The 13,941-nt window shown below is 52.5% G+C and carries 12 protein-coding genes; 5 read left to right on the top strand and 7 right to left on the bottom strand.

The features are described from left to right. Positions 1–23: 23 nt before the first annotated feature. A complete protein-coding gene (locus MOY_RS01485; RefSeq protein WP_009095738.1) occupies positions 24–1,736 on the bottom strand; it encodes a ubiquinone-dependent pyruvate dehydrogenase in 1,713 nt (570 codons plus the stop codon). Positions 1,737–2,330: 594 nt separating this feature from the next. Here MOY_RS01485 and MOY_RS17655 point away from each other — a divergent pair. Continuing rightward, positions 2,331–2,453, top strand: coding sequence for a hypothetical protein (locus MOY_RS17655; RefSeq protein ID WP_257790899.1), 123 nt, complete (start codon positions 2,331–2,333; stop codon positions 2,451–2,453). 138 nt (positions 2,454–2,591) lie between these two features. On the opposite strand, the gene speG is transcribed toward MOY_RS17655, so the two are convergent. Next, the gene (speG, locus tag MOY_RS01480; RefSeq protein WP_009095736.1) at positions 2,592–3,137 is read right to left on the bottom strand and encodes a spermidine N1-acetyltransferase; all 546 of its coding nucleotides are present in this window, start codon (positions 3,135–3,137) and stop codon (positions 2,592–2,594) included. Positions 3,138–3,201: 64 nt separating this feature from the next. Next, entirely contained in the window at positions 3,202–4,422 is a 1,221-nt protein-coding gene (locus MOY_RS01475) for an NAD(P)/FAD-dependent oxidoreductase (protein ID WP_009095734.1), read from the bottom strand. Positions 4,423–4,521: 99 nt separating this feature from the next. Between MOY_RS01475 and ltaE the strand changes: the two genes are divergently transcribed. The 3 genes from ltaE to MOY_RS01460 all read left to right on the top strand — a co-directional run bounded on the left by ltaE (position 4,522) and on the right by MOY_RS01460 (position 9,059). Then, a complete protein-coding gene (gene ltaE / locus MOY_RS01470; RefSeq protein WP_009095731.1) occupies positions 4,522–5,529 on the top strand; it encodes a low-specificity L-threonine aldolase in 1,008 nt (335 codons plus the stop codon). 134 nt (positions 5,530–5,663) lie between these two features. Beyond that, the gene (locus MOY_RS01465) at positions 5,664–7,070 is read left to right on the top strand and encodes a glycerophosphodiester phosphodiesterase family protein (protein WP_009095729.1); all 1,407 of its coding nucleotides are present in this window, start codon (positions 5,664–5,666) and stop codon (positions 7,068–7,070) included. 195 nt (positions 7,071–7,265) lie between these two features. Then, a complete protein-coding gene (locus tag MOY_RS01460) occupies positions 7,266–9,059 on the top strand; it encodes a diguanylate cyclase (protein ID WP_035539742.1) in 1,794 nt (597 codons plus the stop codon). A 27-nt stretch (positions 9,060–9,086) separates the two neighbouring features. On the opposite strand, the gene MOY_RS01455 is transcribed toward MOY_RS01460, so the two are convergent. From MOY_RS01455 to MOY_RS01445, 3 genes are all read right to left on the bottom strand, one after another. Further along, positions 9,087–9,809 (bottom strand): hypothetical protein, encoded by a 723-nt coding sequence (locus tag MOY_RS01455; protein WP_009095725.1) that lies wholly within the window; start codon positions 9,807–9,809, stop codon positions 9,087–9,089. Between the two features lie 48 nt (positions 9,810–9,857). Next, positions 9,858–10,415, bottom strand: coding sequence for a cytochrome b (locus MOY_RS01450; protein ID WP_009095722.1), 558 nt, complete (start codon positions 10,413–10,415; stop codon positions 9,858–9,860). A gap of 114 nt (positions 10,416–10,529) precedes the next feature. Then, positions 10,530–11,417, bottom strand: coding sequence for a LysR substrate-binding domain-containing protein (locus MOY_RS01445; RefSeq protein WP_009095720.1), 888 nt, complete (start codon positions 11,415–11,417; stop codon positions 10,530–10,532). A 100-nt stretch (positions 11,418–11,517) separates the two neighbouring features. On the opposite strand from MOY_RS01445, the gene MOY_RS01440 reads away from it, so the two are divergent. After that, positions 11,518–12,396, top strand: a complete 879-nt coding sequence (locus MOY_RS01440; protein WP_009095718.1) for a DMT family transporter — start codon at positions 11,518–11,520, stop codon at positions 12,394–12,396. 92 nt (positions 12,397–12,488) lie between these two features. On the opposite strand, the gene MOY_RS01435 is transcribed toward MOY_RS01440, so the two are convergent. Then, a complete protein-coding gene (locus MOY_RS01435) occupies positions 12,489–13,895 on the bottom strand; it encodes a hypothetical protein (protein ID WP_009095715.1) in 1,407 nt (468 codons plus the stop codon). Between the last annotated feature and the right edge of the window lie 46 nt (positions 13,896–13,941).

The raw sequence follows: 13,941 nt of genomic DNA, 5'->3' as shown, positions 1-13,941 counted from the left end.
ATGCTAGGTACTGTGCTGATTCTCTAGCGTTTTAAGAAGTTACTCTTTACTAAATGCACCACTTCATCCATCCGCCCGCTGAGCACCGCTTTCGCGGAGTAAAGCGCCGTGGAGGCGACTTGTCCAGCTTCCACCTTTGGCGGCATGACAAGTTCCATGGGGTTAACTACCACATCTAATAATGCAGGGCCTGGATGTGCCAACCACTGGCGAATGGCCGCATCTAGTTCACTCTCCTGCTCTACCCGTTGCCCCCATAGACCCATTGCACGCGCTACTTCACCGAAATCAGGGTTTTCTAGCTCCGTGTAAACATCCAGCAACCCTTCGACCTTCTGCTCTAGCTCTACAAAGCTCAGCGAGCTGTTGTTATAGACCACGATTTTAAGCGGGGTTTGCTGCTGTACTAAGGTAAGCAGATCCCCCATTAGCATCGATAAACCTCCATCCCCACACATAGCAATTACCTGGCGTCCGGGGTGCGCTAACTGAATCCCTAGCGCTTGCGGGTAGGCGTTGGCCATGGTGCCGTGTTGCAAACTAGATAACGTCCGCCGCTGTTCGGCCGACCGAATGTGGCGCAACATCCACACATTGACGCTGCCAGTATCAGCGGTGAAAAAAGCGTTTTCAGCGGCATGGCGATCAATTGCCAGGGTGAGTTCCTGGGGATGAATCACATCGGCGTCCTGGCTCTTATTCGCCGACTTCTCCAGTGACTTGGCATAACGCTTTTGGCATTTCTCTAGCCAGCGCGTCCGGTCATTGGCTTCCACTACCTGGGAAAGTGCTTCACAGGTATCACGGATGCTGCCGACGATGCCCACATCAACGGGGTAGCGCTTGCCAATTTGCGTGGGGTCATGGTCTATCTGAATAATAGAGGCGCGTTCGGGGTAGAACTGGGTAAACGCAAAGTTGCAGCCCAGCATAAGCAACGTGTCGCACTCTGCCACCGCGTGATAACCACCCTCCAGGCCATAAACTCCCGTCATACCGACTTGGTAAGGGTTATCGTATTCGATGAAGTCTTTTGCTCGGGATGTCCAGGCGATGGGGGCCTGTAGCTTTTCTGCAAGCGCGATTACCTGCTCTCGGGCATCTTCACAGCCTGATCCCGCAAAAATCGTAATATTACCGCCTTTATTAAGCTGGGTGACCGCTGGCACCAAAGCCTCTGCACTGGGTCGCAACGAGTAGCTAAATTGATGGGTGCGGTAATCAAGCTGGTTTTCAGGGGTTTGCGTCATCACATCGCCTGGCACTATGAGCACCGCCACGCCGCGCTTGGCAAGCGCAGCTTGAGCTGCATGCGCCGTCATTCGACGCGCCTGCTCTGGCGAAACGATGGTTTCGCAAAACACGCTGTACTGCTTAAAAATAGGCGCTTGGTCTACTTCCTGGGGAAACTGGCTACCCACTTCCCCTAGCGATATTTGGCTAGCAATCAGCACGACTGGCGAGCCGTTTCGATGCGCATCAAATAACCCATTAACGAAGTGCAGACTACCCGGGCCACAAGAACCAGCGCACAGCGCAAGCTCTTGTGTCATATAGGCTTCGCCGCCGGCGGCAAAGCCGCCGACCTCTTCATGGCGAACCCCTACCCAAGCGATATCACTTTTTTGTAACGCATCAGTGAAGTGGTTAAGCGTATCGCCCACGATGCCATAACAGCGTTTTGCCCCTGCCTTTTGCAGTGTATCGACCATGATTTCAGCAACATTTGCGCTCATTGACGACTCCTTTCGCAACGGATATTTGCAGTAGTAATGTCAAAAATAATATCAATAACAGCACTACAGCCTAGCTGCTGATCGACTTCTTTGCTGCCCTGTTATGGCAACAAAGAAATCAAATGCTGCAATGCAGCAAGAAAGAACTATACTGCAGGGGTGTCCCTAAAGGAGGACCCCAATGATGATTACATTAGCAACCTATGCGCGAGACGGTGAAGTGCTCTCTTTTTGGGGCTTACAAGCCAGATGGCAGAAAGCCGCTAATGAGGCGTTAGCCATCTATTTTGGCTAAAACTAGTCGTATTCACCGCATTTACACCCCTTTAGACGAAAAGATAACTACCCAAGCCGACGTTACTCGTCGGCTTCTTTATGTTATGAAAATCTTTTCCATTCAATGACGTATGAGATTTTTACATCTATTTGTAAGCTAAAGCTTACGCTTCATAGCTAATTGCTTACACCTTTTGGACTACCTCTGGGGCTGAAAAGCGCCTAATATCTGACATTACAGCTAACTTGCTGCATAGCACAACGTAAGCCGTGTATAACTAAAAAATCCCCTTAACCTCTGCACTAGGAGTGCTCGCCATGCAACACTCAGTTACCCAAAGTCAGGCGTTGGAAGTAGATGTCATGGAAGTTTGGGCGCAAAGCGCTCAGCAACAACGCGCCGCCTTTGATGCTGTTGCTGCTTATATGCGTAAGCAATAGGCTCACACATCAGTAAGTGTTCAAACTGCATCAGCTCACTAGCGAGCCGATGCAGTAGCCCTCTCAGAGTTACCTACTTATTACCTGGTTATTATCCAGTTATTACCTAGTTAGGTTTGAAAGTTTGCCGTATTTTTCCTAGCGTCCACGACTCTCCTCCCCTGGATTAAGCTCAGCCAAGTAAGTATCTTGCAAGATATACATTCGCTTTACATCACGATACTTGCCGTTGATGAAAAACTCCTTAACTAAGTGCCCTTCTTCAATAAACCCACTCTCTTCGTAGAGGTGAATGGCTTTGATGTTATCCACCGCAACAATGAGATACACCTTATGTAAGTTCAGGATGGTAAAGGAGTAGTGCAGCGCTTGGCGGATAAGCGAGCGGGCAAACCCTTTCCCCTGGTGATCCGGGGTAATGATGATCTGAAACTCGGCGCTACGATGGATATAGTCAATTTCAATTAGCTCTACCAAGCCAATCGCATGGCCGCTGCTGTCTTCTGCTACAAAACGGCGCTCCGCGTTGTCGTGGATATGCTTGTTGTAAAGTTCTTCCAGCTCATCAAATGATTCGTAAGGCTCTTCAAACCAGTACGACATAATACTTTGGTTATTATTCAGCTCATGCACGAAACGCAGGTCGTTACGCTCCAGAGCACGTAAATAAAGTTTATGACTCATTGCTGACTACTCGTATTAACGATGTTGAAACCTCGGCTATTGGGCGCTTAATGGCGCGATAGGTTCACTGCTGACGCTTTAGCCGTTGAAAAGAATAAAGTTCTGCCAGTGGATGATCGTTACCTTCAATCAACGCGCGCAACAGCTTGGCCCCCACTACGCTATAGGTAATGCCATTGCCGCCATACGCGAGTGCAAAATGCACCCTTGGCCCAAGCGATGCATGGGGGCCAAAGTAAGGCAGGCCATCACTCGTTTCCGCAAACGTACCTGCCCAACAAAAGGTAGGGTTGATATCCAGCGCTGGCCATAGCGTTTCGATCTTTGCGGCTAAGCCTTGGGCTTTTTCTATCACCCGCGCATCACGGCGTTCAGGAATATCTTCTTCGTCGTCATCGCCCCCTACCAGCAGGCGTCCATCCTGGGTAGAGCGCATATATAAATAGGGTCTTGCCGACTCCCATACCAGCGTATGGCGAAGTATGCCAAGCGCCTCATAGGGTAATGGATCCGTAACGAATGCGTAGCTGCTGCGATTAGCCGCCACCGATTCTGGCAACCAGTTTTGCGACTCGTACCCAGCGGCGATGACGACCTGCTGACAGCGTAGCGAGACGCCGTTAGTAAGGATTATTTCAACTCCCTGTGCACTGGGTTCTATTCGCTCAACTTGGGTACGGTCATACACCTCGCCACCCTGAGCCACCACCTTTTCAAACAGCTGATAAGCCATTCGATAAGGGTCTATGCTCGCAGCAAGTTCGGATAAAATGGCGCCGGGAGCTTCGAAGCCATATGTCGACAGCACCTCATGACGTTCAAGCCACGTAACATCAAACCCATGCTGTTGGCGTAACGCCAGCTCCGCTTTCAGGGCGGCTACGTCCTCCTCATTGCTCGCATAATAGAGGCTATGATGGCGCTCAAAGGCCACATTACCCAACTCTGCCGCTAAGCCTTCCAGCGTCAGAATAGCGTCGGCGCAGGCCTGGTACGCCATTACTGCGTTCGCCTCCCCATACTGCTCAGCCAAATCCACCATGTGGGTGTCGATTTCGTACTGCAGCAACGCAGTGCTGGCCGCAGAACTGCCCCACCCTACTTCACGCCGCTCTACCACCACAACGTGATGGCCATGGCGGCTTAGCTCATTAGCGATTAACGCCCCGGTTATCCCCCCTCCTATGATGACCACTTCGCATTCATGGTCTCTGATTAATTGTGGAAACGCCGTCAATAACCCATTTTTTACCGCCCAAAACGGGTAGCCACTTTTAAGATCCATCTCATCACCTATGCAGAGTTGTCCTACAGTATGCTGTTAACAATAGTTGGTTACGGCCACATTGCTCTGTTAACGAAGCGTTCAGGCGAGGAAATGTAGATGATCGATTTGCGTAGCGATACGGTGACCCGTCCTACGGCCGCCATGCTAGATGCCATGATGACCGCCCCGTTGGGAGATGATGTATGGGGTGACGACCCGACCGTCAATGCCTTTCAAGCGGCACTTGCCCAGCAGGCAGGTAAAGAGGCGGCACTGCTGTTTCCCAGCGGCACCCAAAGCAATTTGGTCGCGCTGATGGCCCACTGCGAACGGGGCGATGAGTATATTGTTGGGCAGTCTGCCCACACCTACCGGTATGAAGGCGGTGGAGCAGCGGTGTTAGGCAGCATTCAGCCACAGCCGATTGAGAACGACGAAGATGGCAGCCTTCCCCTGGAAAAAATTTCCGCTGCAGTAAAGGCAGATGACTTCCACTTTGCACGCACTCGGTTATTGGCATTGGAAAACACCATCGGCGGCAAGGTGTTGCCCGCTGCCTATATACAGCAGGCAACTGATTTAGCTCGCCAACATGGTTTATCAACGCACCTAGATGGCGCCCGGCTATTTAATGCCGTCGTGGCAACTGAACGCTCGTTGAAGCAGCTCTGCCAACCGTTTGATAGCGTGTCGCTGTGCTTCTCTAAAGGGCTTGGCACGCCGATGGGGTCTGCCCTGGTCGGCTCCCAAGGGCTGATTGATAAGGCACGCCGATTACGTAAGATGGTCGGCGGAGGCATGCGCCAATCAGGCATTATTGCTGCGGCTTGCCAGCATGCGCTGGACCACCACGTAAGCGATCTTGTTCACGACCATCGCCGAGCGGCCCGCTTGGCAGAAGGGCTCTCGGCACTTCCCGGGGTTGAAGTAACCTCTCAGGCCACTAACATGGTGTTTGTCCGCTTTCCCGATACGCATGTGCAGCCACTGGCAACGTGGCTAAAAGAGCACGGCATTCTCATTGAGCTACTTTACGCGACGCGCCTTGTTGTCCACCGCGATATAAGCGATGCAGATATTGATGAGGTAATCGCGGTCATGCAGCGCTACTTCGAGTGCCAGTAGCTTCGTTTAAATGCTAATACAGCCGCCAGTCAAAAGTTTGAACTGCCTCACGCTTTCGCCTCATTAGCGTGGGGCTCTGCGAAAAAGCCGTCTACACTCTAAGTGCGTATTTTGCGTACAAGGGATCTTAGTAAATGACGTCATCCTCCTGCCCTGCCGCTCTGCTTTTAACGAGCGGCTTGCTCCTTGCGACGGTTGCCTTTGGGCAACCGTCGGACACTACTTACCCGTGGGATGACGCACTGATTAACGCGGCTCAGCAAGTGACCCTGGGGCCAAGGCCCCTCTTTCTCGTTAATGATATGAGCACCGGGAATGCCCATGAGCGCCGGTTAAAATCCGAGCTGCTGGCCTGTGCGGCCGAGCAAACCCAGTGGCAACGCTCGCCCCTAACCATTGGGCACCGGGGGGCACCGCTTCAGTTTCCAGAACATACCCTTGAGTCTTATCTGGCAGGCGCCCAAGGCGGCGCCGGCATTCTAGAGTGTGATGTCACCTTTACTGCCGATGAGGAGCTGGTCTGCCGCCACTCCCAGTGTGATTTGCACTACACCACCAATATTGTGGAAACAGCCTTCGCCCAGCAGTGCAGCACTCCCCCCACGTTTGATGAGGCCACGGGTGAACTTACCAATGCTGCCGACATTCGCTGCTGTACCAGCGATATTACGCTGGCTGAGTTCCGCACGTTACAAGGCACCATGGAAGGGGTAAATACCGAGGCCACTACTCTGGAAGCCTATCTGGCCGGCACACCCCCCTGGCGCACCGACTTATACGCCACCCGGGGCACCTTAATGAGCCACGCAGACAGCATTGCTCTCTTCCAGCAATTGGGCGTAAAAATGATGCCCGAGCTAAAAGCGCCCATGGTGGACATGCCTTATACCGGCCACTCCGAAGAGGGGGGTACTCAGCAAAACTTTACCCAGAAAGAGTATGCGCAAAAACTAATTGATGAGTATTTAGCCGCGGGTATCAACCCACAAGACGTCTACCCCCAGTCATTTAACTTGGAAGACGTGCGCTACTGGATTGAAAACGCGCCTACCTTTGGCGCCCAGGCGGTGTATTTAGAGGGCCGCTACAGCGACGAACATTTTGATCACAACGACCCCGTTAGCTGGCAGCCCAGCATGGATGAACTCGTTGAACTAGGGGTCGCTATTCTCGCGCCACCCACGTGGATGCTGCTTGAACCCAACCCTAACTTTACGCCCACAGAAAGCGGCTCTCGGGCAGAAGAAGGGGCGGCTCCCAGCAGTGAAGACCATGCCCGTCGGCTACAGCCCTCACGCTATGCGCAAGAAGCGCGCGATGCCGGATTACTACTGATTGCATGGACAATGGAGCGTTCAGGGCCGCTAGCGGAAGGTAGCGAGTGGTACCACCACACCACTCAAGATGTTATCAGCCAAGAAGGCGATATACTTATTACGATTGATGCGCTGATTAATGACGCTGGTGTACGCGGTATTTTTACCGACTGGCCTGCCACGGTGGCATTTTTTGATAACTGTTCGCAGCGGGGCGCCCCTTAACACAGCAAGCGCCTTTTAACTCAGCCATACCTTGTTTTTAACAAAAATTTACTATTTAATTACAATTTGCATTATTTTAAAGATTTAATCGCCACTGGCAAAGCATCAAAACAACGGTAAACAGCACCCCGGCGTAGGCAAGGGAACCTAATCAGCACTGTTCGGGGAAATAAAAAAATCAAATAGCGGAACACTATGCATGCTTTCGGTTGGATGACACGCCTTCAGGCGGGTCTCTTCATACTATTGGTATGGTGTTATCCCGTTGTGGCTAATGCGGGCACTCTAACGCTATCGCCTCCCGTCCAAGAGCACTACGACTTGGGCGCAGCCACTAGCTATTGGCACGATACCCAAGGGCTTAGCTTGCCAGCGCTATTGGCGCTTAACCCGGCGTTTGAGGAAGTCCAAACTAAACGCGATTTAAATTTCGGCTACACCCAAAGCGATATTTGGTTACGAACTCAACTACATAACGACTCCGACGAGGCGGCCTCGTGGCTGGTACAGTTTGAATACCCCTTTCTGGATCACGTGACGCTGTACACGCTGCGGGGTCAGCTTAGCGAAGCGCAACACAGCGGTAGCGCACTGCCGGTATCCACGCGAGCCTTGGAGCACCGCCAAGCGGTCTTTCCGCTAACGCTAGAGGCAGGCGAAAAAGTCACGCTCTACACCCATGTCAGCGCATCGGGTAGTAAGTTTTTAAGCTATGCCTTAATGGCACCCGAGGCTTTTTATGCACAAAATGACCGTCATAATTTCTGGCTGGCGACCTATTTTGGCATGCTGTTAGCGCTCAGCACTTACAACCTGCTGCTGTTTTTTGGTTTAAAAGAACGGGTGTTTCTTTACTACGCGCTCTTTGCATTTGGCTTTACGCTGGCAATATTGACGTTTAACGGCCTCGGCACGCTGATATTCTGGAGTTTTTTAGGGGATAACTCGGCGCGCTTAGTAGCGATCGGATTTACCTTTGCCTCCACCATGGGCACGCTATTTGCCCAAAGCTTTCTCAATACTGCCCTCTACTGCCCTCGCTGGCACCGAACACTTTCTTTTTTTCGAGGATACTGCTGGCTAGCGCTGATGGCCGTGATGCTCTTGCCCACCCAGCCCGCTCTCCGCTTAATGGACATCACCGGGTTTACGGCATCGCTACTTATACTTGCGTGCGGTATTTATTGCAGTTGGCGTCGGGTGCCCAGTGCCCGCTTATTTGTACTCGCTTGGTCGCTATTTTTACTCGGCGCGGCGGTTTTTGCCCTGCGCAACCTTGGCCTACTGCCCGCTAATTTTATCACGCTACACGGCATACAAATCGGCTCAGCGCTGGAGATGCTGCTGCTCTCCTTTGCCCTCGCCGCGCGTTTTAACAAGCTTAAAAAGCAAAAAGAGCAAGCCCAAGCAGAAACCGTTGCCATGCTGAAACATCAAGAAACACTCTTAGAAGCCAAAGTAGCCGAGCGTACCTATGCACTAGAACGCTTAGCCAATCACGACATGCTTACCGGTTTGCTCAACCGCAATGGCTTAGCCCGCTGCGCCAGTCAAGCCCTAGAGCGCAGCCGCCAACAACATACCCCGCTTTCCCTGTTTATGTGTGACCTGGACCGCTTCAAGCCTATTAATGATGCGCATGGCCACGAAGCAGGCGACTTTGTACTTCAACAAGTAGCCAAACGGTTAGCACACTTAGCCCGAAATAATGACCACTGCGCGCGGTTTGGGGGAGATGAGTTTGTGGTTCTTTTTGAAGGGCTGTGCGACCCAAAAGCCATTGATGAACTGCGTTGCCGTATCGAACAGGCCATTCAACAACCTATCAAGCTTCCTGATGGTAAATTGATCTGCATTGGGGTCAGTATCGGCACGAGTACCAGTTATGATGCGAATGCAACGCTGGAAAGTTTAATGCGCGAAGCCGACCACAACATGTACGCGGTAAAGTCGTGCCAACCATGCTGCCGCTATGGTTCTGCGGGGTAACGGTCACTGGCTTTTTAAGAAAACAGCCTAGGAGAAAACCAGCAAGGCAGCACACCCCGCAGCCCCCACGGCGAAAGGTAAAAACTGGCTATTACGATCTTCTGGCAACTCCTCTTTTAGTACGTTGAGCACCAATCCCCCCGCTACAAAGGCATACACCAGGCTGATAACCGCGTCTGTTACTTGGAACGCCTGTCCTACTAACCAGCCCATAAACACAGCAGCCGCCAGCACCCACCGACCTTTGGCCATATAAATATGACGATGATGCTGCACCAAACCGTGATCGTTAACTAGAAAATGAAACCCCATGGCTAAAAAGAAGAACAACACTTCTGGTAGCTGATTATCGCGATATACCAATAGATAACCAATAAGGGCGTTATAGAGTGAAAAAGAACCAATGTGGACCCAGAAAACACCCTGTAATTTCCCCAGGGTGGCAGGCTTCTGTTTACCATCACGGCGGGAGTACTGCTTGGTTACCTGCTCCAAGCCGTAAAATACCGCTAAGCCCGTTAAAGCAACGATGTAGGCGTTATGCTCAAGCACAAAGAGCGGCCCATGGGCTGTAATAGTTTCATGGGCCTCACTAAGCGCCGGAAAAATGTGGACGAACACATAGCCCACTGAAACGCCCCCCGCAAAGGAGAGCCAAGCGCTCCGAGGGAGCGCATTCAAACGTTGAAGCTTGCCTGCAAATAGATGAATGGCCGCCAACCCTAGGGCAAATGCCAGCTGCAGCCACATAAAACAACACTCCTTGTTGCTTGAAGAATCGGACGTTAAAGGGTTGGGTTAATCAAACAAGCTCATGCGTTTCATCACGTTGTCGCGCTTAATTTGCCAATGGTATAGCGCCCCCGTTACGTGCAGCGCCAGCAAGGCAACAATGGCCCACCCCAAACGCTCGTGCCACATAAACAGCTCTTCTGAAAGCGCCTTATGCTCGCCAATTAGCCCCGGCAAGTGCCAGTGGAAAAACTCCACAGGGAACCCCCCGCTAGCGGTAGCGGCCCAGCCTAACAGCGGCATGACAATTAACGCCAAGTAGAGCAAGTGATGCACGCTGGTGCTGGCAACCCGCTCAAACCTATTAAGGGGTGGGTCATGATCTGGAATAAGAAATGCTAAGCGGGTAATGATGCGTAGCGTCATCAACAGCAAGAGGGCGACACCCAGCGTTTTGTGGCTCGTGTAGAGAAAATTAGTCAACGTATTGCCTACTAAATTGACGGTTCCCTCATAACCTAAAAACCCCAGCGTTAACCCGGTCAACAAGGAGAGCAGTACGACACCTGCCACCAACCAGTGCAGCACCCTGTGTGGGTAGATATAGTGATCCAACTCGTGCATTGAGTGCTCCTACGGCTAATCACGTGAGCTAATCGTGTACTACCAGAATTAAGCGTAGTTCAGTCATATAGAGTAGCAGAATTTATAACACCCCCTTTCGACTAATCTCTGTTTCTAGCGCTCGGAAAAACAGTGGCGCGCTGTGGGTGTCGCCAACTGTTCACGAATTAACTCACCAAGCCTTCGGGCTGGCTCTGAAGGCCGATGAGGCGCCCGGTGCAGGGCTAACTCAATCAAAGGTAACGCTGGCATACCGCTGCTTTCATCTAAAGGCCGTAGCGAAGGGGTCAGCATGCTGCGGGTAACCACTACCACGGCGAGCCCTGCGGTGACGATAGGCGCAAGGCCTGCCATAGACTGGCTGGTATAGGCCACGCGCCACGTTCGGCCAGCGGCTTGCAGCGCTTGTTCTGCCACGTCACGAAACAGATCCGCGCCTGGGGAGTAGAGGGCAAGCGGGATAGGGTCACTTAGCAGGGGGTGCTGGTTAATACCCACCGCCCAAACAAGCGGCTCACGGCGAATCACCTCTCCACCCGGCGAATTACGTTGGCGCGTTACCAGTGCCAGGTCAATCTCAGCGGCCTTTACCTGCTCAACCAGGTGCGCGCTGGTGCCACAAATTACCGTTAGGCCTACCGATGGGTAGAGTTGATGAAAGTAAGCAAATACCGACGGCAGTAGAGAAGCGTAATCTTCAGGAATACCAAGCGTTAAATCGCCCGTCACTTGCCGCGCCTGCATGTCGCTCCACGCTTCATCGTTAAGGGCTAGTAAGCGACGAGCATGGGTCAGTAAGCGCTCACCTTCAGAGGTGAAGCGTAAGCGCCGCCCTTCTCGCTCATGCAAACGAAGCGCTAACTGCGTTTCTAAACGCTGCAGCTGCATACTCACGGTGGACTGGGTATACGCTAACCGTTTGGCTGCGGCGGTCACACTACCCGTATCAGATATTGCCACCAGCGTTCGCAAAAGCGTCAGATCTAATGTGGGCGCTCGCATACATCACCATTATTGATAAAACCAATCACAAAAGATTGATATTGTGATACATCACTTCTGAGTATGCTGCGGGGAGTTTCAAAAAGACAAGGAGAACTCCATGTATCCCGCTCACTCAACCGTTGTGGCGTCACCTTGGTACAGCATTGTCGCGGCGTTAGTGGCCGTGATGCTCTGGAGCGTAGCTCCGCTATTGGCAGAGCTTGCCCGCACGTCTTCCCCACTGCAATTAACCGCACTCACACTCTTGGCAGGTGCCCTAGCCACACTTCCGCTTAGCCACAGGGTACCTGTGACAATGTTAAGTAAAAGGTGGCAGCTCAGCGTATGGCTGGGCGTTCCGCTGCTTATATTTGGCGCTGTCAGCAGTTACTTTATTGGCATGCGCCTGGCACCTGCCGCAGAAGCCGCCCTCATTACTTACACGTGGCCCGTATTGTTTGTGCTATTAAGTCAGTGGAGTCGCTTTGGCAAACTACGCATGGCAGGGGTTATAGGGGCACTTATCGCGTTTTCTGGCGCTGCCCTACTATTGTTACCCCAAGCGCTAAGTGGTGGGTTTGGCGGAGCAACCACTGGCTATGCATTAGCACTACTCGCTGCCTGCTGTTGGGCTCTTTACTCTTGGTTAGGCCAAGCGGCTCCGCTGGCCTTAACGCCGCTGCTGCCGCGCTTATTGCTGGTTGCTTGCGCGATTGCAACCAGTGCGAGCCTGCTCATGGAAGGAAGTATTGAGGTGCCGAGTGGCGACGCCCTGCTAGCAGGCATCGCCCTGGGGCTGGGTCCTTATGGCATAGCCATGGTCGCCTGGGACAAAGCGCTGCGCCTAGGGCAAGCAAGCATCGTTGGCAGCCTTGCTTATGGAGTACCAATTCTGGCGGCCGCGTTGTTAGTAGCAGCCGGGGTGAGCGTGCTGGATTGGCGGCCACCCTGTGCCGCCATGTTAGTAGTGGTAGGCTGTTTAAAAGCGGGTCGTTAACAGGCCATCTCACCCTATGGCAAGGGTAAGATGGCCTAAAAAGTCGGTACGCTTAACGCATAAACACGAGCGTTTGAACGTTGAGTTTATGCTTAGGTCGTCGGCTGAATATTTGCGGGTTCCGCACTTACCTGAAGCTCGAACATTCCGCTACCACGGGTGCTAAAGCCACGAGCAATGACGGTGTAGGTGCCCGGCAGCAGCGCTTGTTCCAGCAGTGCGTCGGTGCCGCTGCCACCATCATCATCACTGTAGGAGACGCCTTCACCGTATAGCTCAAGGTAGGCATCAAAGTCGCTGGAGCGCATGGCCAGCGTTACCTGAGAACTCTCTTCCAGGGTGAGTTCATAGGTCAGCGGTTCACCGCTGTACCAGCCATTTAACGTTTCACCCAGCGTTAACACGCCTTCATTACGCAGCTCGACGCCGTTAGGTAAATCACGCGGCAATACTGAAAGGGAAAATAAACCGCTGTCATTGCCAAAAGCGGTGCGCGCAGTGAGCCGGTACACGCCTGGCGCTAAGAAATCCGCAATTCGTGCGTCTAGGTTGCCCGCGCTGTCATCATCTTCGCGGAAATAGCCGTTAGGGCCTTCTAACTCAAGATAAGCATCTACGTCGCTTGAGCTCATCTCAATTTGGTACATGCCCGCGTCTTCAATGTCTAGCTCATAGTGAAGCGCCTGACCGCTGTACCAACCATTCAACGTCTCGTTAGAAGTAATTGTGCCATCGTTACGCAGCTCGCCATCTCCTGGTAACGTTTTTGGCTCAGCGGTTAACGTAAATAATCCATTGCCTTCACCGTAGGCCGAACGCGCGGTTACCTGGTAGTCACCAGGCGCGAGAAAATCGACAATTCGCGCATTGAGATTCCCTGCGCTATCGTCGTCTTCACGGTAATAGCCGCCGGGGCCTTCCAGCTCTAAGTAGGCATCAAAGTCATCGGCCAGCATCTCAATTTGATACATGCCAGCTTCTTCTATCGTGAGCGTTAACTCGCGGGAAGCCCCCTCAAGCCAACTATCAATAGGTGTCTCGATGGTGAGGGTGTCTGAATCACTCAGCTCAATGGCGCGGCTATTAATGCTAAAGGGGCCATAGCTGTGCTCATCGACGCCGCTAACCACCACTATGTACTCTCCACCCTCTTTGATAGGCTGGCGCAGCGTAGGGCCACTTCCCAGTAACGCTAGCTGGTCGTCATACAGTGCAAACACACCTTGTAATGCGCCCCGTAGGGAAAACTCAACCAGCGCCCCCTCTTCCAAATTGATGGCATAGCGTAAAAAGCGGCTACCATCTTTGCCATTTAGCTCGCTGGTTGACGTAATCTCCCCATTTACCCGCTCGCCTAGCGTTAAGCTTTCAAGCGTACTTTGTGGCTGAGGCTCTTCAGCATCAGGCTCCGAACTAGACAGTGTTTGCGCCGCTAAAAAACCAACAGCAGCACCGCCAACGGCAACAATAATTAGCGAAAGAGGAGAAGACTTGGCCATGGGGCATCCTTATGGGTGACAGTCATACGCGAGCTATAGCTAGGCT

This window comes from Halomonas sp. GFAJ-1 (assembly GCF_000236625.2).
GTDB lineage: Bacteria > Pseudomonadota > Gammaproteobacteria > Pseudomonadales > Halomonadaceae > Vreelandella.
Note: the sequence above shows the minus strand (reverse complement) of the source record. Positions and strands in the feature narration are given on the sequence as shown.

Coding starts and splice junctions, on each gene's coding strand:
- MOY_RS01485 (WP_009095738.1), bottom strand. CDS start 1,736: ATGAGCGCAAATGTTGCTGAAATCATGGTCGATACACTGCAAAAGGCA.
- MOY_RS01440 (WP_009095718.1), top strand. CDS start 11,518: ATGTATCCCGCTCACTCAACCGTTGTGGCGTCACCTTGGTACAGCATT.
- MOY_RS17655 (WP_257790899.1), top strand. CDS start 2,331: ATGCAACACTCAGTTACCCAAAGTCAGGCGTTGGAAGTAGATGTCATG.
- MOY_RS01445 (WP_009095720.1), bottom strand. CDS start 11,417: ATGCGAGCGCCCACATTAGATCTGACGCTTTTGCGAACGCTGGTGGCA.
- ltaE (WP_009095731.1), top strand. CDS start 4,522: ATGATCGATTTGCGTAGCGATACGGTGACCCGTCCTACGGCCGCCATG.
- MOY_RS01460 (WP_035539742.1), top strand. CDS start 7,266: ATGCATGCTTTCGGTTGGATGACACGCCTTCAGGCGGGTCTCTTCATA.
- MOY_RS01455 (WP_009095725.1), bottom strand. CDS start 9,809: ATGTGGCTGCAGCTGGCATTTGCCCTAGGGTTGGCGGCCATTCATCTA.
- MOY_RS01450 (WP_009095722.1), bottom strand. CDS start 10,415: ATGCACGAGTTGGATCACTATATCTACCCACACAGGGTGCTGCACTGG.
- MOY_RS01475 (WP_009095734.1), bottom strand. CDS start 4,422: ATGGATCTTAAAAGTGGCTACCCGTTTTGGGCGGTAAAAAATGGGTTA.
- speG (WP_009095736.1), bottom strand. CDS start 3,137: ATGAGTCATAAACTTTATTTACGTGCTCTGGAGCGTAACGACCTGCGT.
- MOY_RS01435 (WP_009095715.1), bottom strand. CDS start 13,895: ATGGCCAAGTCTTCTCCTCTTTCGCTAATTATTGTTGCCGTTGGCGGT.
- MOY_RS01465 (WP_009095729.1), top strand. CDS start 5,664: ATGACGTCATCCTCCTGCCCTGCCGCTCTGCTTTTAACGAGCGGCTTG.